Source organism: Paenibacillus donghaensis (genome assembly GCF_002192415.1).
Lineage (GTDB): Bacteria > Bacillota > Bacilli > Paenibacillales > Paenibacillaceae > Paenibacillus_AQ > Paenibacillus_AQ donghaensis.
In genome coordinates, this window is record NZ_CP021780.1 from 6,244,100 (window position 1) to 6,267,146 (window position 23,047).

Genomic DNA, 23,047 nt, shown 5'->3' on the forward strand with positions numbered 1-23,047 from the left:
CGCTTGGCGGCGTCCTACTCTCCCAGGACCCTTCGGTCCAAGTACCATCGGCGCTGGAGGGCTTAACGGTCGTGTTCGGGATGGGTACGCGTGGAACCCCTCCGCTATCGCCACCAAACGGGTTTTTTCCGCTCGTGCTACTCCCCCGAATTCCTTCAGGAAAATAACCGACTACAGAAAAGACATGCAGCTTAAAATCTTTCAGGCTTAATCGCCTGAAAACTGAATCCGAAACAAATCTGCGTTTTAAGATTGTGGATAAGCCCTCGACCGATTAGTATTGGTCAGCTCCATGCATTGCTGCACTTCCACCTCCAACCTATCTACCTCGTCGTCTTCAAGGGGTCTTACTAGTTGGGAAATCTCATCTTGAGGGGGGCTTCACGCTTAGATGCTTTCAGCGCTTATCCCGTCCGTACGTAGCTACCCAGCCATGCTCCTGGCGGAACAACTGGTGCACCAGCGGTACGTCCATCCCGGTCCTCTCGTACTAAGGACAGCTCCTCTCAAATTTCCTGCGCCCACGACAGATAGGGACCGAACTGTCTCACGACGTTCTGAACCCAGCTCGCGTACCGCTTTAATGGGCGAACAGCCCAACCCTTGGGACCTACTTCAGCCCCAGGATGCGATGAGCCGACATCGAGGTGCCAAACCTCCCCGTCGATGTGGACTCTTGGGGGAGATAAGCCTGTTATCCCCAGGGTAGCTTTTATCCGTTGAGCGATGGCCCTTCCATGCGGTACCACCGGATCACTAAGTCCGACTTTCGTCCCTGCTCGACTTGTAGGTCTCGCAGTCAAGCTCCCTTATGCCTTTGCACTCTGCGAATGATTTCCAACCATTCTGAGGGAACCTTGGAACGCCTCCGTTACTCTTTAGGAGGCGACCGCCCCAGTCAAACTGCCCGCCTGACACGGTCCCCGTACCCGATAAGGGCACTAGGTTAGAACCTAGATACGATCAGGGTGGTATCCCAACGGCGCCTCTGCAGAAGCTTGCGCTCCTGCTTCTCTGGCTCCCACCTATCCTGTACAGATCGTACCCAAATTCAATATCAAGCTGCAGTAAAGCTCCATGGGGTCTTTCCGTCTTGTCGCGGGTAACCTGCATCTTCACAGGTATTAAAATTTCACCGGATCTCTCGTTGAGACAGCGCCCAAGTCGTTACGCCATTCGTGCGGGTCAGAATTTACCTGACAAGGAATTTCGCTACCTTAGGACCGTTATAGTTACGGCCGCCGTTTACTGGGGCTTCGGTTCACAGCTTCGGGTTACCCCTAACCGCTCCCCTTAACCTTCCAGCACCGGGCAGGCGTCAGCCCGTATACTTCGCCTTACGGCTTCGCACAGACCTGTGTTTTTGCTAAACAGTCGCTTGGGCCTTTTCACTGCGGCCCCCTCGGGCTATTCACCCTACCGAGGCACCTCTTCTCCCGAAGTTACGAGGTCATTTTGCCGAGTTCCTTAACGAGAGTTCTTCCGCGCGCCTTAGAATTCTCTTCTCGCCTACCTGTGTCGGTTTGCGGTACGGGCACCTTCTCCTGGCTAGAGGCTTTTCTTGGCAGTGTGAGATCATGACCTTCGCTACTAACATTTTCGCTCCCCATCACAGCCCAGCCTTCACGATGTGCGGATTTGCCTACACATCAGCCTCACTGCTTAGACGGACACATCCATCAGTCCGCGTCACTACCCTCCTGCGTCACCCCATCGCTCATAGCGGATTACGGTGGTACAGTAATTTCAAACTGTTGTCCTTCGACTACGCCTTTCGGCCTCGCCTTAGGTCCCGACTTACCCTGAGCGGACGAGCCTTCCTCAGGAAACCTTGGGCTTTCGGCGGATCAGATTCTCACTGATCTTTTCGTTACTCATACCGGCATTCTCACTTGTATACGCTCCAGCACTCCTCACGGTATACCTTCAACGTATATACAACGCTCCCCTACCCCAGGATCGACTTCACTCCAGCTTCGAAATGTGTTTATCCCCTGTAGAACATATAGCCTTCATCCCTTCCAGGATGATTTCAGGCATACATGTCTATCCGATAAACACCGCTCAAAGAAGCAGTGAAGTCGATCCTAGCCATAGCTTCGGTGGTGTGTTTAGCCCCGTTACATTTTCGGCGCAGAGTCACTCGACCAGTGAGCTATTACGCACTCTTTCAATGGTGGCTGCTTCTAAGCCAACATCCTGGTTGTCTGTGCAACTCCACATCCTTTCCCACTTAACACACACTTGGGGACCTTAGCTGATGGTCTGGGCTGTTTCCCTTTCGACAATGGATCTTAGCACTCACTGTCTGACTCCCGGCAATAAATATGTGGCATTCGGAGTTTGACTGAGCTTGGTAACCCTTGCGGGCCCCGCACCCAATCAGTGCTCTACCTCCACTATTCTTATACCGAGGCTAGCCCTAAAGCTATTTCGGGGAGAACCAGCTATCTCCGAGTTCGATTGGAATTTCTCCGCTACCCCCACCTCATCCCCGCATTTTTCAACATGCGTGGGTTCGGGCCTCCAGTGCGTGTTACCGCACCTTCACCCTGGACAGGGGTAGATCACACGGTTTCGGGTCTACGCCCCCATACTCAAATCGCCCTATTCAGACTCGCTTTCGCTGCGGCTCCGGCTTCTCACCTTAACCTTGCATGGTAAACGTAACTCGCCGGTTCATTCTACAAAAGGCACGCCATCACCCCTAAAACGGGCTCTGACTTTTTGTAAGCACACGGTTTCAGGTTCTATTTCACTCCCCTTCCGGGGTGCTTTTCACCTTTCCCTCACGGTACTGTTTCACTATCGGTCGCCAGGTAGTATTTAGCCTTAGCAGATGGTCCTGCTGGATTCATACGGGGTTTCACGTGCCCCGCACTACTCGGGATCCGTCTCGGAGAGAACACAGTTTAGGCTACAGGGCTTTTACCTCTATCGCGGGCCTTTCCAGACCTCTTCGCCTACTATATTCCTTTGTAACTCCTTGTGAGACGTCCCACAACCCCTAAGAGCAAGCTCTTAGGTTTAGGCTGTTCCGCGTTCGCTCGCCGCTACTGACGGAATCACTATTGTTTTCTCTTCCTCAGGGTACTTAGATGTTTCAGTTCCCCTGGTCTGCCTCTACCTCTCCTATGTATTCAGAGAGGAGTAACTGCGAATTACCACAGCTGGGTTTCCCCATTCGGACACCCCCGGATCAAAGCTTGCTTACAGCTCCCCGAGGCAGTTTCGTTGTTCGCCACGTCCTTCGTCGGCTCCTGGCGCCTAGGCATCCTCCGTGTGCTCTTATTAGCTTAACCAGCGCTACGATGTTTGGCTGATTTGCTCATCTTGTTTTGAATGCCGCTCGCGGATTGCTCCACTCACTAACACATTCAAAGCCAAAGGTCGCTTCATCATCCAAAATCTTCGCTAGCAGCATCTAATGCACGTTCACTTGCTTACGCAAGCTTCAGTTAAAAGATGTTCTAAAACGCAAATTCGTTTCGGTATCCAGTTTTCAAGGATCAAGTTTACTATTCAAGACATAACAAATTGATGAAGTTTGTTGGTGGAGCCAAGCGGGATCGAACCGCTGACCTCCTGCTTGCAAGGCAGGCGCTCTCCCAGCTGAGCTATGGCCCCATAATAGGATATGAAGTTGAAATGGTGGGCCTTAGTGGACTCGAACCACCGACCTCACCCTTATCAGGGGTGCGCTCTAACCAGCTGAGCTAAAGGCCCTTATTCATATCAATGACGCTTATGAAATTCATAAGTGTGCGCTTGGCGGCGTCCTACTCTCCCAGGACCCTTCGGTCCAAGTACCATCGGCGCTGGAGGACTTAACGGTCGTGTTCGGGATGGGTACGTGTGGAACCCCTCCGCTATCGCCACCAAACGCATACGAAAGAGACTTGCTCTTTCAAAACTGAACACGAGTGAGTGTGTTGAACCCGAAGGTTCTATAGAAGCTTACGCTTCTGTTCGAATGTTTCCGTCTCAGGAAACGATTCTCCATAGAAAGGAGGTGATCCAGCCGCACCTTCCGATACGGCTACCTTGTTACGACTTCACCCCAATTATCTACCCCACCTTCGGCGGCTGGCTCCCTTGCGGGTTACCCCACCGACTTCGGGTGTTGTAAACTCTCGTGGTGTGACGGGCGGTGTGTACAAGACCCGGGAACGTATTCACCGCGGCATGCTGATCCGCGATTACTAGCAATTCCGACTTCATGCAGGCGAGTTGCAGCCTGCAATCCGAACTGAGACCGGCTTTGTTGGGATTCGCTCCACCTCGCGGTTTCGCAGCCCTTTGTACCGGCCATTGTAGTACGTGTGTAGCCCAGGTCATAAGGGGCATGATGATTTGACGTCATCCCCACCTTCCTCCGGTTTGTCACCGGCAGTCTGCTTAGAGTGCCCACCATCACGTGCTGGCAACTAAGCATAAGGGTTGCGCTCGTTGCGGGACTTAACCCAACATCTCACGACACGAGCTGACGACAACCATGCACCACCTGTCTCCTCTGTCCCGAAGGCCGCTGCTATCTCTAGCAGATTCAGAGGGATGTCAAGACCTGGTAAGGTTCTTCGCGTTGCTTCGAATTAAACCACATACTCCACTGCTTGTGCGGGTCCCCGTCAATTCCTTTGAGTTTCAGTCTTGCGACCGTACTCCCCAGGCGGAGTGCTTACTGTGTTAACTTCGGCACCAAGGGTATCGAAACCCCTAACACCTAGCACTCATCGTTTACGGCGTGGACTACCAGGGTATCTAATCCTGTTTGCTCCCCACGCTTTCGCGCCTCAGCGTCAGTTACAGCCCAGAAAGTCGCCTTCGCCACTGGTGTTCCTCCACATATCTACGCATTTCACCGCTACACGTGGAATTCCACTTTCCTCTTCTGTACTCAAGCCACCCAGTTTCCAGTGCGACCTTAGGTTGAGCCCAAGGTTTAAACACCAGACTTAAATAGCCGCCTGCGCGCGCTTTACGCCCAATAATTCCGGACAACGCTTGCCCCCTACGTATTACCGCGGCTGCTGGCACGTAGTTAGCCGGGGCTTTCTTCTCAGGTACCGTCACTCCGGTAGCAGTTACTCTACCGGACGTTCTTCCCTGGCAACAGAGCTTTACGATCCGAAAACCTTCATCACTCACGCGGCATTGCTCCGTCAGGCTTTCGCCCATTGCGGAAGATTCCCTACTGCTGCCTCCCGTAGGAGTCTGGGCCGTGTCTCAGTCCCAGTGTGGCCGTTCACCCTCTCAGGTCGGCTACGCATCGTCGCCTTGGTGAGCCGTTACCTCACCAACTAGCTAATGCGCCGCAGGCCCATCCCTTAAGGGCAGATTGCTCCGCCTTTCATCCTCGGTTCAGGAGAACCAAGGAATTATCCGGTATTAGCTACCGTTTCCGGTAGTTATCCCAGGCTAAGGGGCAGGTTGCCTACGTGTTACTCACCCGTCCGCCGCTGAATCCTGTTGAAAGCAAGCTTTCAACAAAACTCCGCTCGACTTGCATGTATTAGGCATGCCGCCAGCGTTCGTCCTGAGCCAGGATCAAACTCTCCAAATTGGTTTTATCGGATACATCCGATAAAGTATTGAAAAGAGCGATATGCTCATTTTGAAACATCTGACGAGAATTTGCATTCTCTACCGACAAGCTTCACTTGCGTGAAACTCATCTTCTTTTGGATTTTACTTTCGCAAAATCCCACTCACTCGTTGTTCAGTTTTCAAAGATCAATGTCTCATTTGCTTCATCGTCGCTTGTCAGCGGCGACCTTTATAATATATCATAGCACCAGGCTGTTTGGCAAGCTTTTTTTGAAAAATGTTCTTTTCAACATTTCTTGCTTTCCAGCCGCCTTTTTCACATTCAAAAGGAGCGCGAGATATAATGTATCACAGCAGCTCCTTTATAGTCAACCTATTTTATTAATTAATCAAAAACGGTAATTTTTCACCATAGCATTCATTGGTTACTTAATGTTTGAACTGGGATGAACGTCCGCCCCATGCGTACTTGGACAACTCTTTCTGAGGAGCAAACCTCGCATACATCCGGAAGACCGTTTTATATCGATTGGCAATGGCATGCCTAATATTCTGGTCCAAGCGCTGATCGCTCAAGTCTAACAGCATCTCATCAAGCTCTTTACGTAAGACATAGTCCAGCTCCTTGCACTCCTTCTCATTAAACAGCATTCCGAGCATAGGCTTGACCTCCTTCGTGAATTCAAAATAGCATCATTCTCAACTGCCGGCTCTTGTGCGAAGAAGCGGTCCATCAGATGGAAAAGCCGATTATACATCCACTTACACTAGATTAACCGGAGGATCTAATCCGTAACCATAATTATGATAAATTTCCTATATGGTTCAGAACGCTTTATTTCCGCACATTCATCTGACTCCGGGTAATATGCTCTAATGTTATGCTCTATTTCGTCCCATTTTATGAAAGCAGCGCAAATGTTAATGTACTTTCTATCACGGCGGCCACAAACAGCAGAATGATCGTCCAGAAGGAAGCCGTTAAGGTCTGGCGCATAAAGATGGACCAGCCGACGCTTCGGCTCTCCTTCTCGGAGGTTCTATTGAACATACTGCTGAACACTTTGGCGCCAAAATGCAGTCCGAATGCACAGGCAATAATAATTGCCGGAATTTCTATAATTCCATGCGGCAGCAGCCCTTTGACAATCAGCGTGAACAAGTCCTGTCCCTGCTGTGCTGAGATATGAATCAGATAGCCTATAACCGCTCCGTTAATCAGCAGGAACAAAGCCGGCAGAATGCCAAACAATGCCCCGAGGAAGATAATAACTACCCCCTTGATTACATTATTCCAGAAAATAAATACAAAAAAGCTCCATTGCGGATTCTCCGAATCCTTAAGTTTGGTGCTGATCTCGCCCAATCCCTCCAGCTGCTGCAGCAGGATCTTCTCCAACGTACTGGTGCCAAACCAGCCGGCAATGCCGCCAACCACGAACAACACTATAGAAATCAGCAATGCGGTGCGGATCGTTCTTATATCTCTGAGAAATGTAAAAAAAGATAACATAATTACCTCCTGAATTAGTTATAGGTCCTGTATCGGCTTTTAGTAATTTTCACTCCCAACCGGGGTCATAACCGGAAGGTACGAGCATACATTTAAAACAAACAAGTATGTATGGGAGAGGAGCGCTGCTATTTTATGAATTCTTTTTATGTATTCAGCGGCAAAAAGATAAAACGGTTCATCTACATCTGTGCCGCTGCGCTGCTGGCTGCCGGGATCGTCTATGTTGAGAGGGGCAATATTACCGTATTCTCGGAATCTGCTCCGTCCGCTATTTACAGTGTACCGACAGAAAAGAAGCTGATCGCCCTGACTTTTGATATCAGCTGGGGGGAGAAACGGCCTGAGCCGATATTGAAGGTGCTGGAGGACAAAAAAGTGGATAAAGCTACCTTCTTCCTGTCTTCTCCATGGAGCAAGACTCACCCCGAAATCGTAACCAGCATTAAACAGTCAGGCTTCGAGATCGGCAGCCATGGCCATAAGCATGTTAACTACAGCGCGCTGAGCAGTGAAGAAATACGCACCCAGATCTCGACTGCACACAACGTATTAACTGAATTAACCGGAACTGCACCCAATTTGATTCGGATGCCCAACGGTGATTTTGACAAAAGAGTACTTCAGGTGGCCAGTGACCTCGGCTATAAAGTGATTCAGTGGGATACTGATTCACTCGACTGGAAGAACATCGGAGTCGACAATATCGTCAAACGTGTAACCACCAAGGCTCATCCCGGAGATATCGTGCTTATGCATGCCAGCGACTCCTGCAAGCAGACCCATGAAGCCCTCCCGCTCATTATTGATGAGCTGCGAAGACAAGGATATGAATTCGTCACCGTCTCTGAGCTGATCAGCCAGAGCAGCACCGAAGGCAAGGAAGTCCGCGATTCTGCCTGGCTGGATGATAGCCTGGAGGATGCCGCAGGTATGTAACCGTCCCCTATGGGCCGCAGTGATCCATTCGCTGCGGTCCTCTTTTCGTGAGTATTAATGGCGCGGCGAAATAAGCTCAGAGATATCGGGCGTTGGCGTGTTTAGCTTCGGATATCTCAAATCCAGTTTCTCCAGCGTCTTGACAACGATATCCAGAGCCAGGTAGTTGCGGTACCAGCGGTGATTGGCCGGAATCCAGAACCAGGGGGTCTGCTCTGTGGAACTTTCTTTGAACACTTCTTCGTACGCTTCCTGGTAATTGTCCCAATATTCGCGCTCCTGCAGATCACTGGCATCAAACTTCCAGTGCTTCTTTGGATCTTCGAGCCGCTCCTGGATCTTTTCCAGCTGCTTTTCTTTGGATATATGCAAAAACAGTTTGATTATAGTTGTCCCTTCCTCCACGAGCATTTCTTCAAATTGACGGATATAACGGAAACGGTGCTTAGCATCCTCTTTGCTTAAGCTGCCATGCACACGCGGTACGAGGACATCTTCATAGTGGGAACGGTTGAAAGCGGAAATATAACCCTTGGGCGGGGTCTTCTGATGCACTCTCCACAGAAAATCATGCGCCTCTTCCTCCAGCGAAGGTTTCTTGAAGCTAGTCACAATAAAGCCCTGCGGATTAATTCCGGAGAAAATATGCTTAACCGTTCCATCCTTGCCGCTGGAATCCATGCCTTGCAGAATCACGAGCAGGGAATGTTTTTTCTGAGCGAACAGAATATCCTGCAGCTCGGCCAGCCGCTTCTTCAGCTTCGCTGTAGCTGCTTCGGCTTCCTTTTTCGTTTTGAAGTCACCTGTTTCATTCGCATCCAGCTTGCTTAACCGGATTTCCTTGGTGTCTTTTATCATATATCGGTTGATGTTCATATATTCCCCTCCCGGTGTTTTATTGAGCATTTCCAGACATCTCATGAGCAGACAATCGTTTTATAACTTTAACCCTTTCGTCTTCATTTTAATCTCAAAATTGCTGAGGATGCAAAAACCCCGTGCTTCTGGCTGCCAGAGGTACGGGGTCTATTGCTGATTAGGACGGATTAAGGACAGGTTTGCTCAGCACGCGGTGCAGGATCAGAATCTGGTATGCATTGCAGAGCAGCAGCGGAACCACAATAAATACAGTGGCACTGCCCACACCAATCTGCAGCACGCCGATAATTTCCACAATGGAAATGGCCGTCATGAAGAAGAAGGTAGGGACAAACGCTGTATCATTGGTGCTGCGGACTTTCCAGTAGGACACGATAATGGCAAATACGAGCAGACAAAGCCCGAGGATCAGATCAGGTGCAGCTGCTCTTTCCTTTCCCAGAGCCTGACGCAGAAACATCAGCTCCAGCAAGGCCAGCAGGGCCAAAGCCAGCTGGATGTAACGCCAGACCTTTCGCGGGAACACACCGCTGCCTGTGTAGTTGAGAATCATGTACGCGAAGAAACCAAGCTGGGCATATACACTGACAAGCACTCCATAACCTAGCAAAATAAGCGGATAGATGATGAAATCAGCCGTGCTTTTGAAATTGATTCTGCCATTCACCAGTTGCAGCGCGAGCCCCGCAATCAAAGCCCCACCTGCACCGATAAGCAGCGTAGTCCAGAATAGGTAAAACCACCTGTTGAGTCTCAGTCCCTTCACCCCCAGTGTCAGATTTATTTTACCAAGGTTACCGACAAAAGACCATTAAGCAAAGAACATAATTGCACAGCCTTGCGGCATACTACCTACAGGAATCCTAAAAGGAGGCAACGCCAATGAAATGGAGGATGTTGTGGTCTGCAGGTATTGCCATAAGCTGTGTGATGGCCTTGACAGCCTGCGGAGGTGAACAAAGCAGTTCTTCTTCCGGCCAAGGCGGCTACAAGGAAATGAAGACCATGGTTGTAGATATATTGAAGAGTGATGACGGCCGCAAAGCGGTAGAGGAAGCCTTGTCGGGCAGCGAAAGCGGAGCTACCGGCTCTGGCCTATCCATGAAAATGATGCCGCTGCAGACCAATGCAGAAATCAGGGTCGCCGTGAAGGACACACTTACGTCTCCGGAATATCAGAAGGAAATCGAGAAAATCATGACCGATCCGAAATTCGCCGGAGATTTCGCCAAAGCGGTCAACTCCCAAAGCAAAGAGCTTCACCTGCAGCTGATCAAGGATCCTTCTTACCAGAAATCCGTCGGAGAAATCATGAAATCGCCGGAAATGACTAAAATGTTCCTGGATCTTACAAAAACAGCTGATTATCGCAAGCAGACCATGACCATCATGCAGGAGGCTATGCAGAACCCTTTATTCCGCATGGAGGTACTAAACTTGCTCAAAACGGTGGTGCAGGAAGAGCTGCAGCCCAAGGTTGAGAAAAAAGGTGAAAAAGGAAAATCAGGTGGGGAACAAAGCGGCAGCGAGGATTCATCTTCATAAACTTTATCCAAAAGAGACCTAGTCCGTATTGTCCGGACAGGTCTCTTTCTCTTTATCCTTCTGCTACTGCTCATGCTTGGCAATCAGCTTGTCCGCCACTTCAGCAAATATCTGCGCAGTTGCTGTTTCCTCCTTGTAGACGGAAGGAGAGAAGTCAGGCTCCGAAATATGGTTGTCCGGGGCGCCAAGCGGCACCTGCGCCAGCAGCTCTGTATGCAGGGTTTCCGCTAGCCTGCCGCCGCCGCCGCGCCCGAAGATATAATCCCTTTTGCCGCAGCCAGAGCATTCGTAATACGCCATATTCTCGATGACTCCCAGAATCTCATGATCCGTCTGCAACGCCATAGAGCCCGCCCTGGCCGCCACAAACGCCGCTGTAGCATGAGGGGTGGTTACAATAATCTCTTTGCTGTGCGGCAGCATCTGATGGACGTCAAGTGCCACATCGCCTGTGCCGGGCGGCAGGTCAAGCAGCATATAATCAAGCTCTCCCCAGCTCACATCATTGAAGAACTGGCGCAGCATCTTGCCCAGCATCGGTCCGCGCCAGATTACAGGGCTGTTCTCACGTATGAAGAAGCCCATGGACATGACTTTTACTCCAAACCGTTCCACCGGAATAATAGTCCCGTCCTCCACGATCGGCCCCTCTTCGATGCCCATCATATCAGGAATACTGAACCCGTAGATATCCGCGTCGATCAGACCTACCTTTTTACCTTTGCGGGCAAGCGCAACAGCCAGATTTACCGTTACCGTAGATTTCCCTACGCCGCCTTTGCCGGAGGCCACCGCTATAAAGTTCACCCCGGAGTTCTCCCCGATCAGCTTATGCCCTTCAAGCCCTGCTGCATGCCCTTTCAATTTGCCGGGCTCATCAGCCTGCGGCTCCTGTTCGGCGTTCTCTCCGCGGATCTGGGAGCGCTCATAGTCGGTCGCATCACGCAGCCGGATATGCACACTGCCGGCACCGCCCTCTTCAAGCACACCGCGTACCCGCTGCTCGAGCTCCATTCGGCTCTGCTCCTGAGCGTCCAGGCAGACAATGGATAAGGAGACGCGCTCCTCCTTGATCATAATGTCACGTATTAACTGTAATTCAATTAGGCTTTTTCCGGATTCCGGGTCCTTGATCGGCTGTAGCAATTCAACAATTTGTTCCCTCGTCAGCATGGAAAGCACCTCTGTTTTCTTCCCGGATACAGATAGCCCCGGTATTTTTGTCTATTATAACATTACCTTTCTGCGGAAGAGTAGTCCTTGGGCGCACCCTCTGAAGCATAGCGGAGAATGCCGCGGTAAATGCTGGTCGCCACCTTGCGCTGATAGATATCGCTGCCCAGCAGCAGGGACTCCTCAGGATTGGACAAGAAACCAACCTCTACCAGCACAGACGGTATTCTAAGCGCCTTCAGCAAATATACGGTATTCACAGTTTTGGCCACACGTTCCGTATTCTCCAGTGTAACTCGAAGCTCATCCTGTATAAATTCAGCTATGGCTTTATTATCTCCATGATTAGGGTAGTAGAAGGTCTGCGCGCCGCTCCAGCGTCCGGAAGGAATGCTGTTCATATGCACGCTTATAAAAAGGTCCGCATCCTTCTCCTCAATGCTTCTCACTCTTTGCTTCAGATCTTCTGTCTTGCGTCTGGCATATCCCTTGGTCTCATCCTGGGCCAGGTCATAATCCCCTTCACGGGTCATGACCACAATGGCTCCGGCCTGCTGCAGGTAATCACGCAAATAGAGCGTCACTGCCAGATTGATGTCCTTCTCGATCAGCCCGTCCCGGCTGACCGCCCCCCCGTCCGGCCCTCCATGGCCGGCATCCAGCGCGATGACCTTGCCTGACAGGGGCAGACTCCAGTAATTCACTGTTCTGGCTGTGGGCATATCATAGGCAATAATACCGATCATTAAAGCCAGCAGAAGCATGCCGAACACCCCTTTTTTGATGCTGCTCCATGAGATCCAGACCGAGACTTTACTGTGCTTTCGGCCAGACATAACAAAGACCCCCTCGTCCCGATAGATTCTACTCATCTATATGGGACAAGAGGGTCAAATAGTACCCGCTCCTGTATTATTGGACTATTGGACAGCCGCTTCCTGCGACATCCCTTCAATCAGCACCTCAGCTACCTCTGGACGCGTAAATTCCGGCGGCGGACACTGTCCGTCACGAAGCAGCGCGCGCACCTTGGTGCCCGACAGCGCCATATGATGTTCGCTTCCGTGCGGACAGGTTTTGTTGGAGGCCATGCTGCCGCATTTGGTGCAGAAGAAGCTGTGTTCAAAGAATAAAGGAGTAATGCCCAGTTCTTCCGCTGTAAAATTGGAGAAAATCTCCTGCGCCTCATAGGTACCGTAATAATCTCCCACCCCGGCATGGTCGCGGCCGACAATAAAGTGGGTACAGCCGTAATTCTTCCGCACCATCGCATGGAATATAGCCTCTCGGGGACCTGCATATCTCATTGCTGCCGGAAAAACGCCCAGGAAGGTACGATCCTTCGGGTAGTAGTTCTCTAATAAAACAAGGTAGCTCTTCATCCGCACATTGGCTGGGACATCATCCGATTTGGTCTCACCGACAAGCGGATTGAGGAAAAGGGCGTCTACAACCTCCATAGCACACTTCTGGATGTATTCATGAGCACGATGGACCGGATTGCGCGTCTGGAAGCCCACAACGGTTCTCCAGCCCTTGTCTGCAAAGATCTGGCGTGTCACCGCCGGGTCATAATAGAATTCCGAGAATTTCTCTGGCTGCGGCCGATTAAGCACAGTAATGGAGCCGCCCACATAAGTTGCCGGACGCGCCATCAGCTTGCTGACACCTGGATGGGCCGGATCAAGTGTTTTGAATACATTTTGTGCTTCCAGAGCTTGATCAACCTCATAGATGCTCTCGATATCCAGCAGTCCGTAGATTACACCATCCTCTTCACCTGTAAGAGACATGCGGTCACCCACAGATAACAGAGCACGCTGCTCTTCTCCAATAGCCAGTGTAATCGGGATACTCCATACCGTGCCATCGGCAAGACGCATATTCTTCACCACAGAGTGGTAGTCTGCTTCGTTCAGGAATCCGGTAAGCGGCGAGAACGCGCCTACAGCAATCAGATCAAGATCAGACAAAGTCCAGGTATTCAAAGGAATCACAGGATATTCAAGGGCATCCTGCAGCAGTTTCGCTCTCTGCTCACCCTCCACTATACGCTGAACCAGTGTTCCGCCATGCGGAAGTATTGAAGTCATCTCATACTCTCCTTCTGTGTTGGTATTACAGAACCAAGCTTATTTGTGCAGTCCGCACTCTGTCTTCTCTGATCCTGACCAGCGTCCGGCACGCGGATCTTCACCCGGCATTACTGCACGTGTGCATTGCTCACAGCCGATACTAGGGAAATTACGGTCATGCAGCGGGTTATAGATCACATCATTCTCGCGGATATAGTTCCAGACATCTTCTGTCGTCCAGTCGGCAATCGGATTAAATTTAACAAGTCCAAATTTGTAGTCGTATTCCACTTTCTTGGTGTTGGCGCGGGTAGGAGCTTGATCCCGGCGGATACCGGTAATCCAGGCATCATATTGAGATAGAATCCGTGTCAGCGGCTCAACCTTGCGAATTCCGCAGCACTGGTTAGGGTCAACGGTCCATAGGGACTCCCCATACTGCAGAGCCTGTTCCTGTGGAGTAATCTGCGGAGCAACACGCACGAACTCTAAACCGTATTTCTCAGACATCATATCTCTGGTTTCATAGGTTTCCTTGAAGTGAAATTCAGTATCCAGATAAAATACATCCGTAGATGGACTGACCTTCTGTAGCATATCAACGAGCACTACATCCTCTGCACCAAAGCTGCAGGCAAATGTAAGGTTAGGAAATGTCTCAACAGCCCAGCGAATGATCTCCTCAGGAGATGCGGTTTCCAATTCCTCAGCTTTGATCTTAACGAGATCTTCCTTCTCAAGCAGATTCATTTGTTTTATTCCTCCATCCATATCTCAATTCCAACTATTCTCATATGAAATAGTATATAGCTTTCAGGGAGGATGTCAATGAAATTCGGGAGCAAGAGGTCGCAGGTTCAAACCCTCTTAATTTCAGACATGCCCTACATACTCTCCATACAGCAATGTTTATACTTTTTACTGCTTCCGCATGCGCAGGGTTCATTTCTTCCCGGGGCATGCCCCTTAAGATAACGGTCCACATTCTTCTTGAACTGCTCCCTGCGCAGCTTGGCGGCAAGAAGCTTCATTCGTTCATCCGCATGAGCGTAGATCTTTTTGTAGGAAGCGCAAAAGTAATCCGGGTCAGAGGACATCCGGTTATCGGACCAGGCTCTGTTCCGGGGACAACCGCCGTGGCATAATGACTTCCATTCGCAAGTCCGGCACGGCTCGGGAAGGCGCGGCTTGAGCGACTTGAATTCCCGATAGACCGGACTCGACAGGAGTTCCTTCAGGGACTGAACGCCTACGTTGCCAAGCTTCCACTCTTCATTGATGAAAAAATCGCACGGAAAAGCATCCCCGTTCTGTTCCAGCACCAGCATATCGGGACAAACGGAACGGTGAATGCACAGCTCTGCTTCAGCGTTCATATAGACGCCCATCATATTGTCAAAGAAACGGATGGACATGTCGGGACTGCCGTTATTGTACCAGATATCGAAAGCCTCAAACTCCCCATACTCCTCGGGGGTGATTTCATATACTCCGGGCCTGTCTGTCTCCTGGGAGCGGAAATCCATGCAGGGAATAAACTGCACATAGTCAAAATTCTCCCGCTTATAGAAGTCCAGCAGCTCCGCCGCTTTATTCACGTTGCCTTTATGAATCACCGTCAGGATGTTGAAATCGACTCCATGCTGCCTTAAATGGCCAATGCCTTTCAAGACCCCGTTAAAGCTTCCTTGCCCCAGCGCATCCACTCTTCTGGCATCATGGATCTCCTGCGGTCCGTCCAGACTCACACCGACGAGAAAGTTGTAGCTCTTCAAAAATGCAGCCCACTTATCGGTCAGCAGCGTCCCGTTGGTTTGAAGGGAGTTGCTGATGACCGTATGTGGAGGGGCATACTTCGCCTGCAAGCTCACAACTTCCTCAAAAAAATCCAGTCCCGCCAGTAAGGGCTCGCCGCCCTGCCAGGTAAAGGCGGCCACGCCGCTCGTCTGCCGCATATACCCTTTCATGAAGGTATCAAGGAGCGAGGATTCGATCCGGTTGATCTTTCCCGGCTTTCCTCCGCATGTGCTGTAATAGCAGTAATCACATGCCAGGTTGCAATCTTCCGAGACGGTTTTCCACATCACACTTACATGTCTTCCGCTTGCTCCGGCGCACATTTCGCCCATACGCGTCCATTGCTCCTTTCTTCCTCCGCTCAGGCTTCTTGAGCCATTCAGATCTCTCGTTTTGCTCTACCCCAGGGCACCGTATCGCAGGTTTCCTGATAGAAATCGAGCATGCGCTCTTTAAGGAAGGCAAGCTCCGCAGCCTGCGAATTGTCGTCGATTACATTGACGGTTTCGCCGGGATCGTTCAGAAGATCATATAGCTCATCCTTTTCATAGAATCGGCAGACATATTTAAACCGCTTGGTGCGGATCATGGTCGCCTTCGTATGCTCCGCCCCTTCACTGCGCTGCATTTCACCCCGGGGCCAGTACAGGCTGTGGGGATCTTCATTATAGGGTGTCGATTCATTGCAGTGCAGCTCGCCGTGAAGGCGGCCGCCTTCGCAGAATACGGCATCGCGGTGTTCTGCCGCATGGATGCGTTTCGGCAGGAGAGACCTGTCAACTGCGCTGTGCCACGGATCCTCGACGGCATAAGGCGGATGGGGATAGAGAATGGGAAGATAAATGCATAACGGCTGGTCTCTTGGCGGCTCTTTGTTCAAGTCGATCGCCCCCATGATATGTACCCAATCGCTGTCCCCGCATAATGCCTCTCCTTTTTCCGTTTCGATTTTGCCGGCATAGAAGGACCGGCATAGAAGGAATAGAAGGTATCATCTCCGAGCTGTCCTCTTTTCAGATTGGAACCGAAAATCGGTCTTCAGCAGCACCGGCTCATCGGGCTTCATCATATGATACATGGTGCGGTGTCCTCGTACATGCGGATACCAGCCCGACATAAACGAACAGCGGCTCGGCGTGCACACCGGGTTTTGGCAAAATGCGCTGCTAAACGAGACACCCTCCTTGGCCGCCAGCCGATCCAGATTGGGTGTCCGGGCGGCCGGATCGCCCATGTGCCCCAGCACATCTCCCCTCCATTGATCAGGGTTAAACAGAATGATATGCGGACGTTTCCTTGACATGATTGCACTCCTTTTCTTTTCGAAGAGGCTGTTGTTATCCCTCTTCATCCAAACCGAGGCGCTGGAACTGTTCGCTCGGGGCAGCGCTATCCCTCATCAGTCCTTGAAGCAGCGCAATCATCCGCTTCTCCACTTGCTCATCATGAATAGGCTCGCGCTGCTGCGGGTCCTGCTCGAGATCAAACAGCAAGTTTCCGTAACGGTGAAGATGACCGTTGCCTCGGCTTGGAATTTTCAGCACCTGCATACCTTTCGTGAATGAAAAAGGGCCGGCCAACTCAATCTCCTGCAACTCAGCGGGTTGAAACCGGCTCCTCATGTGTGTCGGCATGAGCGTATACTCATACAGCGGCTCGTTCACTGACGTAACGGCAGCCCGCATATAGACATATCGACCGTCGGTCACGCAGACATGCCCGCCGTGAATGCCGAACAGCGCGGCCTGGCGCACCGGCTTGTCACTCTCGATCGTCTCCTTCAGTGCGGCACCCTGCATATCCTCCGGTTTCTCCAGACCGAAGAAGTCCAGCAGCGTCGCCGGCAGATCAATCGTCTGGACAAGACTGTTTCTGGTCTCGCCCTGTTTGCCGCTGCGCGGGTCCCAAATGAACAAAGGAGTATGAGCGACCTCATTGTAGAACGGCTGAACGCACTTGGCCCACTGGCCATGCTCGCCAAGCAGAAAGCCGTGATCCGTATTTACAATCAGCATTGTATCCTTCCATAGATCCAGTTCATCCATAGTGTCTACTACTTGTCCAAGATAATGGTCGCACATGCTGAGGAGCGCCGCGTACTGCAGGCGCATCTGCTCCACTTCCTCGTCCGCTTCGGTTACCGGACCGTAAACCGGCCAATCCCAGCCGGCCGAGTCATTCAATCCCGGGTACAGCTTCTTATATGCCGCCGGGCTGTAGAAAGGCTCATGGGGATCAAAGGTTTCCAATTGCAGGAACCAGCGGTCGGCCCCGGCATTGTTACGGATAAATTCGAGGCCTTCGGCAAAGGTTCGCGCTTGCGGAAACTCTTCTTCCGCTTGTATGTGCTTCCGGTTGATGCGGTCCTGGCGCTGCATCCTGCGCCATATGTTCAGCAGAGGCGCCGGTATGTTCGGATCCGCAGGCCTATTCGGTTCCCCCGTCCCATCATCCTCCACCTCTCCTTTCCAGGGGTCTCCCTCCTGGCCCCGCACGAATTCAAAGCTTTGGTAGCGGGGATGGTAAGTCCCTCCCCCGTCCTCCCAGTAATGCTGATGATCGGTTACCAGATGCGTGTATACGCCGGCCTGACCCAGCTGTTCAATGGCCGAATCATCGAACGGCTCCAGCGGCCCCCAACTGCGGTGCAAAAAATTATAACGTCCCGTGTGAAGCTCCCTGCGGGCCGGCATGCAGGGCATACTGCCGATGTAGCTGTTGCCGAATACGACGGACCGCTCGGCGAGCCGTTCAAATTGGGGCGTCTTTATCCATGTCGGTCCGCCGTAAGGAGAGAGCATATGCCGATTAAGCGTATCAAACATCACCATGATTGCTTTCACAAATCGATCATCCTTTCACACTTGATGAGATGGCACTACGAATGAACTGCTTTTGGAACAGCAGAAACATGACCAGAATCGGTATCGACACCAGCAGAGTCGCCGCCATCAGAAGATTGTACTGAACTTGATTCTCTCCGCGAAACACCTGCAGCCCCAGCTGGACGGTCCGCATTGCCGGACTGTTCGTGTAGATTAGCGGATGGAAGAAATCGTTCCAGACTCCCACAAATTTGAAAATGCCCAAAGTCGCGATCAGCGGTCCGCTGAGGGGGAGATAAATAAAAAAGAACAGTCGGGTATAGCCCGATCCGTCAATATAAGCGGCTTCATCGAGTGCCTTGGGCATCTGCAGATAGAACTGCCGGGCCATAAATACACCGAAGGCTCCTGAAAGCTCCGGAACAATGAGCGCATAGTAGCTGTCCAACCAGCCATTTCCGCCATGCCCGAACATATCGTTCCCCCCGAACAGCGGAATTGATTTGAGTACAAGAAACTGGGGAATGACGGTGACCTGTGCGGGGATCATCAGCCCGACGAGCAGCAGAAGGAATAACAAGCTTCTCCCTTTGAAGCGGATTCTGGCAAAGGCAAATCCTGCCATGGTGTTGAAGATCAGGCTTCCGAGTACAGCTGCGCCCGTAACGACAACAGAGTTTTTGAGAAACAATCCCCATTCCGCCATTTGCAGAGCCCGGATATAGTTGGAAGGATGCCAGGCGGCGGGCAGCAGTCTTGTCGCGCCTGCCGCAAATTCTTCATCCCCCTTCATAGAGGTAAAGAACGTCATGAGCAGCGGCAGAACAGCAAGCAAAGTGATTACCGTTAAAATCAGATAAGCCGTAAAACGTTCGGTTTTCGTGGAGTTCATCTCTTGCACTTCCCTATTCCATTGATGAATTGCGGCTTCCCATCTTGTACTGGAGGAGCGTGATAGCCATGGTAACGGCAAGCAGAACAACAGACATAGCCGAAGCATAACCCATCCGATAATCCTGGAAGCTGGCGCTGACAATCTGCGTGACCACCGTCGTACTGGAGTTGGCTGGCCCTCCGCCCGTCAAAATATAGACCAGGTCAAACACTTGAAACGAGCGGATCGTTGAGATGATGAACAAGAACAGCAGAATCGGCTGCAGCAGAGGAAGTGTAATATGGATGAATTGCCTCACGCCCGAGGCTCCGTCCAGCGCTGCGGCTTCGTACAGACTCTCCGAAATGCCCTGAATGCCTCCAAGCAGAACAATCATTGCGAAGCCCATTCCGGTCCAGATACCGATGACAATGACCGATCCGAGCGAGGTGTCGGGACTCTGCAGCCAGTTCCTTCCCGCCACTCCGAACAGGGACAGCATGCGGTTGACCGGACCCTGCAGCGGGTCCAGCAGCCATAGCCAGGTCATTGCGACGGCCACGGACGACAGTACTCCTGGCAGGTAGATCAGGGCACGGAAGGCAGCAAGTCCTTTGAGCCGCAAGGTCAATACCGCCGCAAGCACCAGACCGAGCCCCATGGATGGAAGAACCGTGCCCAGCCAGTAGCAGGCTGTATTTCTCACGGCTTTTCCGAAGATGGGATCGTGAAGAAGCTTCGTATAATTGGCGCTCCCCGTCCATACAGGCGGCTGGAGCATGGTGTAATCGGTAAAGCTCAGATAAATGATGCGGAGAACCGGAATGAGCACGAACAGCAGAAACAGGAACATGCTCGGAAAAATCAACAGATACGGAACAATCCGGTTCCAGCCTTTATTCATGTTCATCTCCTCCTTAGAAACCCGTTCCCGGATTGTATCTTATTTAGTGGCTGCAATTTCATCCCTGGCCAGCTTGGCGTTATCCTTTAAGGCGTCCGCAGGCGCCTTAATGCCGTTATAGGCCTCTTCAAGAGCGAGTCGCAAATATTTAACATTAATGGACCACTGCTTGGAAGGCGGATAGCCCTGTGCGTTCTTCATGGTCTCGTAGGAGATTTCATTCTCCGGGTGGGCCTTTAAGTACTCTTCCTTGACAGACTGCAAGGGCGGCAGATTGCCGGTTTCAGTCGTAAACTTCAGAATGTTGTCCTTGCTGAACCAGAACTTGATGAATGCCCACGCCGCATCGGGATGCTTGGTGCTGGCCGCCGCCGTAAGGAACGTGCCCAGCATCAGCGCTGGCTGGCTTCCGTCGATTCCGGCAGGCGGCAGGGACCAGCCAATGTTGTCGCTTCCGACCGATTGAACGAGCGAAGCCGCCGCTGAGGCCGAGATGAATGCCATTGCCGCCTGGCTGTTCTGAAAAGGTGTTCCCGTCGTCGACTGCTGATTGCTGGCCATAAACCCGCCAGACTTGTATAACTCCACCAGCCGTTCCACCAGTTGGATGGACGTTTCGGAGTCAAATTGCGGATTGCCCTCGTTGTCGTAAAAATTTTGTCCCAGAAGCAGCAGAATCGAAAGATAGGACTGCTCCCCGTTGCTGATCTGAATATCGAGCCCTGACCGGACCGTTTGACCGTTCTCCGCTTTCTTAAGCTTGTTTGCGAATTCGAACAGTTCATCCACCGTCTTCGGTGGCGACTCGGGATTAAGTCCGGCTTCCTTAAAGAAATCCTTCCTCCACGCAAGTGGCCGCACATCCGGCATCAGCAGCCCGTACTGCCCATCCTGCCATTGTCCGGACTTCCAAATATCCGGGAAGAAATCGGAGGCTCCTTCCCACTGCTCCTGGTCGATATACGGCTGAAGATTCAGGTACTTCCCCTGATCCACCGTGGAAATCAATTGTCCAAAGCCAAGACCGTGCACATCCGGCTGTGTGCCGCCTGAATAAGCAACTGCCAGCTTTTGAAAATATTGATCCCAAGGTACAACGGTAAGCTCCACATGAATGTCAGTGTGCTGCTCTTCAAACGATGCAATCGTCTTTTGAATGGCCTGGTCCGTGATCTCTCCGGCATTTGGATACCAGAATTTCAGTGTTACCTTCTCCGAATCGGTCCCGTCTGCCTGTGTTCCGGCAGGCTCCTGACCTGAACCCGGCGCACAGCCGCTGAGTACCAGCGTAAGAATAATCGTCAATATGATGAGTCCCGCAGTTAACCGTTGTCTCATTTTTAATCCCCCTGTTGATGAACTTTGGTGGCTCTACGCTTTGTCCAGTTGACCGGTAAAAACACAGACATAGTATTCCTACTAACTTACTTGCCATTCGGCCGTCCAATGTTTATCATTATAGCATTGAGGGGGGAGCCCGTATTTATCCGGCAACGTTATTTTTGTACCAAAAATGCAGATTTTCATTTCTATTGGCAGCAAACAGAGGGGGATGATATGTGATGAAGACTGCAGTGGTTAGGGGAAATGAAACTACAGGACAGACGGAAGTGAAACAGGCTTTCTTGAAGAAGTGGCATAGTCAAGGACAGAAGCTGCTTGAATTTCAAAATCACAGCTCAATGGATCACCTTAAGATTAACATCCGCTGGCTGAAAGAGTGGTGTTTGTACGAGGGACATCCTTATCAATTTTTATTCGAGTACAGCGTCATCTGGCTGGTAACCGGCGGTTCCGCCACCATCACGCTGGAACGGGTTCCGTATAGACTGAAGTGCGGAGATATCGTCTGCATCCCTCCTCAAACGCATCAGACCTGGGAGGATATCAGCGAAGGTTCCCCCTTCCGTTATCTCTCTTTTGCCTGTGAAGCTAAAGTTGGCGTGTTTGATTTCATACGGCTGTACCGCTTTCCCGTCATCGCCTCAACGGTGGAATCCTCAGACTTTCAAGCCCTGGTCGCTTCGTGGCAACTACTGGCCGTGACCTACAAAAAGTTTCTCGAACCCTTCCCAGCAGCCATCACTCCGGAAGCAGTCATCCCAACCCGCGGAACTGGTATTCCACCGGTGACGCTGAACACTGAACAAACGCTCAGGTATCTACAGGTTAGTTCGGACGGCCTCTCCTGGATACTGGAACTGTTCAAGGCTATGTGCCACTTGCTGCCTGATCATCCGGCGACCTATGACAACCGGGTCTTTGAAATATGCGACATCATCGCAAAACGCCTGTCCGAGCCGCTGTCTCTGGAAGAACTGGCCGAGACCGTATCTCTCAGCAAAGAACAGCTGCGAACGTTGTTCAAAGCGGCACTCGGAATGCCGCCCATGAAGTATGTCCAGCGCGTCCGGATGCAGCAGGCTCAGGATCTGCTCTTGCTTACCTCGCTGTCCATCAAGGAAATCTCCGGCATGGTGGGCTTTGAGAACCAGCATCATTTTTCCCGTGCATTTCAACAGTATCACCGGCTTTCCCCCCAGCAGTACCGCAGTCGAGCAAAGCAAGACATGATATTTGCTCAAAGATGAACTGATTATAGAATAACAGGCCAGACATTGCTGTTTTTGCAGCCTCCGGTCATTAGGTAGACAAAATCATGTTTTCAAAGCATTATATTACCATATATGTAATGACAAAATAACGTTCCAAACGATGCCAAGGTGAATTACAACCCACAGTGGGTGGTGATGATGGAGTGACTCCGATTAGACTTGACTACCTAAATAACAAACTTGATGTGATCATTAAACTTCATTAACTTCATCCCATAACCATCCACGAGATGAGACACACACACATACTTCTATGCAATTTGAAGCTGGGGCCTCTATTAAAGAAGTGCAAGAACAGCCTGTTAAGAGGGCAAAATAAAAGCCCCCGACCGCGAGGGCCAGAGGCTTGAATTCCTTGTTG

Annotated in this window: 18 protein-coding genes, 2 tRNA genes and 4 rRNA genes; 3 read left to right on the forward strand and 21 right to left on the reverse strand. The window is 51.3% G+C overall.

Annotated elements, in window-relative coordinates; translation table 11 throughout:
- Window position 1 precedes the first annotated feature (1 nt).
- The 8 genes from rrf (B9T62_RS28260) to B9T62_RS28295 form a co-directional block, all read right to left on the reverse strand.
- A 5S ribosomal RNA gene (rrf, locus tag B9T62_RS28260) occupies window positions 2–118 on the reverse strand.
- Between the two features lie 136 nt (window positions 119–254).
- A 23S ribosomal RNA gene (locus B9T62_RS28265) occupies window positions 255–3,302 on the reverse strand.
- Between the two features lie 249 nt (window positions 3,303–3,551).
- Window positions 3,552–3,627: transfer RNA gene (locus tag B9T62_RS28270), tRNA-Ala, on the reverse strand.
- A 22-nt stretch (window positions 3,628–3,649) separates the two neighbouring features.
- Window positions 3,650–3,726, reverse strand: a tRNA-Ile gene (locus tag B9T62_RS28275).
- Between the two features lie 40 nt (window positions 3,727–3,766).
- Window positions 3,767–3,883, reverse strand: a 5S ribosomal RNA gene (rrf, locus tag B9T62_RS28280).
- Between the two features lie 122 nt (window positions 3,884–4,005).
- A 16S ribosomal RNA gene (locus B9T62_RS28285) occupies window positions 4,006–5,563 on the reverse strand.
- Together the 16S, 23S and 5S rRNA genes with 2 tRNA genes alongside form the textbook arrangement of a ribosomal RNA operon.
- Before the next feature lie 413 nt (window positions 5,564–5,976).
- On the reverse strand, window positions 5,977–6,207 hold the full coding sequence (locus tag B9T62_RS28290; protein ID WP_025336637.1) for a hypothetical protein: 231 nt from the start codon (window positions 6,205–6,207) through the stop codon (window positions 5,977–5,979).
- Between the two features lie 241 nt (window positions 6,208–6,448).
- A complete protein-coding gene (locus B9T62_RS28295) occupies window positions 6,449–7,060 on the reverse strand; it encodes a stage II sporulation protein M (protein WP_087918310.1) in 612 nt (203 codons plus the stop codon).
- A gap of 135 nt (window positions 7,061–7,195) precedes the next feature.
- On the opposite strand from B9T62_RS28295, the gene pdaB reads away from it, so the two are divergent.
- Window positions 7,196–7,999, forward strand: coding sequence for a polysaccharide deacetylase family sporulation protein PdaB (gene pdaB, locus B9T62_RS28300; protein ID WP_087918311.1), 804 nt, complete (start codon window positions 7,196–7,198; stop codon window positions 7,997–7,999).
- A gap of 54 nt (window positions 8,000–8,053) precedes the next feature.
- Here pdaB and B9T62_RS28305 read toward each other — a convergent pair whose 3' ends face one another.
- Window positions 8,054–8,875, reverse strand: coding sequence for a PPK2 family polyphosphate kinase (locus B9T62_RS28305; protein ID WP_087918312.1), 822 nt, complete (start codon window positions 8,873–8,875; stop codon window positions 8,054–8,056).
- Between the two features lie 160 nt (window positions 8,876–9,035).
- Window positions 9,036–9,644, reverse strand: coding sequence for a KinB-signaling pathway activation protein (locus tag B9T62_RS28310; RefSeq protein WP_342746102.1), 609 nt, complete (start codon window positions 9,642–9,644; stop codon window positions 9,036–9,038).
- A 116-nt stretch (window positions 9,645–9,760) separates the two neighbouring features.
- Here B9T62_RS28310 and gerD point away from each other — a divergent pair, with 116 nt between their 5' ends.
- Window positions 9,761–10,423, forward strand: a complete 663-nt coding sequence (gerD, locus tag B9T62_RS28315) for a spore germination lipoprotein GerD (RefSeq protein ID WP_087918313.1) — start codon at window positions 9,761–9,763, stop codon at window positions 10,421–10,423.
- A gap of 63 nt (window positions 10,424–10,486) precedes the next feature.
- Here gerD and B9T62_RS28320 read toward each other — a convergent pair whose 3' ends face one another.
- The 11 genes from B9T62_RS28320 to B9T62_RS28365 form a co-directional block, all read right to left on the reverse strand.
- Complete coding sequence (locus tag B9T62_RS28320; RefSeq protein WP_087918314.1) at window positions 10,487–11,596, reverse strand: Mrp/NBP35 family ATP-binding protein; 1,110 nt, start codon at window positions 11,594–11,596, stop codon at window positions 10,487–10,489.
- Between the two features lie 62 nt (window positions 11,597–11,658).
- Window positions 11,659–12,432 (reverse strand): N-acetylmuramoyl-L-alanine amidase CwlD, encoded by a 774-nt coding sequence (cwlD, locus tag B9T62_RS28325; protein WP_087918315.1) that lies wholly within the window; start codon window positions 12,430–12,432, stop codon window positions 11,659–11,661.
- Between the two features lie 84 nt (window positions 12,433–12,516).
- Complete coding sequence (sat, locus tag B9T62_RS28330; RefSeq protein WP_087918316.1) at window positions 12,517–13,689, reverse strand: sulfate adenylyltransferase; 1,173 nt, start codon at window positions 13,687–13,689, stop codon at window positions 12,517–12,519.
- A 39-nt stretch (window positions 13,690–13,728) separates the two neighbouring features.
- Window positions 13,729–14,421: a phosphoadenylyl-sulfate reductase gene (locus B9T62_RS28335; RefSeq protein ID WP_087918317.1), complete on the reverse strand. Its 693-nt coding sequence runs from the start codon at window positions 14,419–14,421 to the stop codon at window positions 13,729–13,731.
- Window positions 14,422–14,555: 134 nt separating this feature from the next.
- On the reverse strand, window positions 14,556–15,800 hold the full coding sequence (locus tag B9T62_RS28340; RefSeq protein ID WP_245864100.1) for an anaerobic sulfatase maturase: 1,245 nt from the start codon (window positions 15,798–15,800) through the stop codon (window positions 14,556–14,558).
- A 47-nt stretch (window positions 15,801–15,847) separates the two neighbouring features.
- Window positions 15,848–16,348: an alkaline phosphatase family protein gene (locus B9T62_RS40305; protein WP_211296362.1), complete on the reverse strand. Its 501-nt coding sequence runs from the start codon at window positions 16,346–16,348 to the stop codon at window positions 15,848–15,850.
- A gap of 111 nt (window positions 16,349–16,459) precedes the next feature.
- Window positions 16,460–16,771 carry a sulfatase-like hydrolase/transferase gene (locus B9T62_RS40310; protein ID WP_211296363.1) on the reverse strand — a complete coding sequence of 104 codons (312 nt, stop codon included), beginning with the start codon at window positions 16,769–16,771 and terminating at the stop codon, window positions 16,460–16,462.
- Window positions 16,772–16,805: 34 nt separating this feature from the next.
- Complete coding sequence (locus tag B9T62_RS28350; RefSeq protein ID WP_087918318.1) at window positions 16,806–18,311, reverse strand: sulfatase; 1,506 nt, start codon at window positions 18,309–18,311, stop codon at window positions 16,806–16,808.
- Window positions 18,312–18,318: 7 nt separating this feature from the next.
- Window positions 18,319–19,185, reverse strand: a complete 867-nt coding sequence (locus tag B9T62_RS28355) for a carbohydrate ABC transporter permease (RefSeq protein ID WP_157794047.1) — start codon at window positions 19,183–19,185, stop codon at window positions 18,319–18,321.
- 13 nt (window positions 19,186–19,198) lie between these two features.
- Window positions 19,199–20,071, reverse strand: a complete 873-nt coding sequence (locus B9T62_RS28360; RefSeq protein ID WP_157794048.1) for a carbohydrate ABC transporter permease — start codon at window positions 20,069–20,071, stop codon at window positions 19,199–19,201.
- 39 nt (window positions 20,072–20,110) lie between these two features.
- Window positions 20,111–21,409: an extracellular solute-binding protein gene (locus tag B9T62_RS28365; RefSeq protein ID WP_087918321.1), complete on the reverse strand. Its 1,299-nt coding sequence runs from the start codon at window positions 21,407–21,409 to the stop codon at window positions 20,111–20,113.
- A gap of 224 nt (window positions 21,410–21,633) precedes the next feature.
- Between B9T62_RS28365 and B9T62_RS28370 the strand changes: the two genes are divergently transcribed.
- Entirely contained in the window at window positions 21,634–22,662 is a 1,029-nt protein-coding gene (locus tag B9T62_RS28370) for an AraC family transcriptional regulator (RefSeq protein WP_087918322.1), read from the forward strand.
- Window positions 22,663–23,047 lie beyond the last annotated feature (385 nt).

Excerpts from the sequence above, each read along its gene's own strand:
- B9T62_RS28290 (WP_025336637.1), bottom strand. The coding sequence starts at position 6,207 with ATGCTCGGAATGCTGTTTAATGAGAAGGAGTGCAAGGAGCTGGACTAT.
- B9T62_RS28295 (WP_087918310.1), bottom strand. The coding sequence starts at position 7,060 with ATGTTATCTTTTTTTACATTTCTCAGAGATATAAGAACGATCCGCACC.
- pdaB (WP_087918311.1), top strand. The coding sequence starts at position 7,196 with ATGAATTCTTTTTATGTATTCAGCGGCAAAAAGATAAAACGGTTCATC.
- B9T62_RS28305 (WP_087918312.1), bottom strand. The coding sequence starts at position 8,875 with ATGAACATCAACCGATATATGATAAAAGACACCAAGGAAATCCGGTTA.
- gerD (WP_087918313.1), top strand. The coding sequence starts at position 9,761 with ATGAAATGGAGGATGTTGTGGTCTGCAGGTATTGCCATAAGCTGTGTG.
- B9T62_RS28320 (WP_087918314.1), bottom strand. The coding sequence starts at position 11,596 with ATGCTGACGAGGGAACAAATTGTTGAATTGCTACAGCCGATCAAGGAC.
- cwlD (WP_087918315.1), bottom strand. The coding sequence starts at position 12,432 with ATGTCTGGCCGAAAGCACAGTAAAGTCTCGGTCTGGATCTCATGGAGC.
- sat (WP_087918316.1), bottom strand. The coding sequence starts at position 13,689 with ATGACTTCAATACTTCCGCATGGCGGAACACTGGTTCAGCGTATAGTG.
- B9T62_RS28335 (WP_087918317.1), bottom strand. The coding sequence starts at position 14,421 with ATGAATCTGCTTGAGAAGGAAGATCTCGTTAAGATCAAAGCTGAGGAA.
- B9T62_RS28340 (WP_245864100.1), bottom strand. The coding sequence starts at position 15,800 with ATGGGCGAAATGTGCGCCGGAGCAAGCGGAAGACATGTAAGTGTGATG.
- B9T62_RS40310 (WP_211296363.1), bottom strand. The coding sequence starts at position 16,771 with ATGTCAAGGAAACGTCCGCATATCATTCTGTTTAACCCTGATCAATGG.
- B9T62_RS28355 (WP_157794047.1), bottom strand. The coding sequence starts at position 19,185 with ATGAACTCCACGAAAACCGAACGTTTTACGGCTTATCTGATTTTAACG.
- B9T62_RS28360 (WP_157794048.1), bottom strand. The coding sequence starts at position 20,071 with ATGAATAAAGGCTGGAACCGGATTGTTCCGTATCTGTTGATTTTTCCG.
- B9T62_RS28365 (WP_087918321.1), bottom strand. The coding sequence starts at position 21,409 with ATGAGACAACGGTTAACTGCGGGACTCATCATATTGACGATTATTCTT.
- B9T62_RS28370 (WP_087918322.1), top strand. The coding sequence starts at position 21,634 with ATGAAGACTGCAGTGGTTAGGGGAAATGAAACTACAGGACAGACGGAA.